A 450-nucleotide genomic window follows, 5' to 3' on the forward strand; every position below is an offset into this window, starting at 1 on the left:
AGGTCATCGTCAGGCTATTACAGCAAGAAACGCCCAGTCCAGTGGACTGGGCGTTTTCTTTAGCGCTTACACCATGCTCTAAAGAAAACGCAAAACGTTTTATGTATGCTAAAAAGCGATCCATGTAATGGGTCGCTTTTTTGTGTTCAGCGCTGCTAAATATGGATAGCTGGGGGAGATGTGGAATTCTTGGACTACTTGGAGGTAGTTTGTTAGTGCCGATCCAAAACTGACCAGCTAAACCGCAAAGTGCCAATCCAAAATTGACCAGGGTTTTCCACTGACCTGCTGAAAGTTTCAGCAGGGATTCAAGGTGGTCACCATGGACATGATTGTAAGCGAGCGGCGATCCCATGTTGACCGTTACCGATTGTCTGGTTATTGATCAGGCGCTCGCAGCTTGCCACCGATGCGGCAGCAATTCCACCACCCGGCTGGCCCTATGCGTGG

General features: G+C 49.3%; 1 protein-coding gene. It reads right to left on the reverse strand.

Going from position 1 to position 450, the window contains the following annotated elements; translation table 11 throughout:
* The coding region (locus AC097L_RS04375; RefSeq protein WP_479584940.1) for a hypothetical protein at window positions 1-355 on the reverse strand (355 nt) is incomplete at its 3' end.
* Window positions 356-450: the final 95 nt, after the last annotated feature.

This window comes from Rhodoferax sp. RT5P35, from assembly GCF_056521385.1.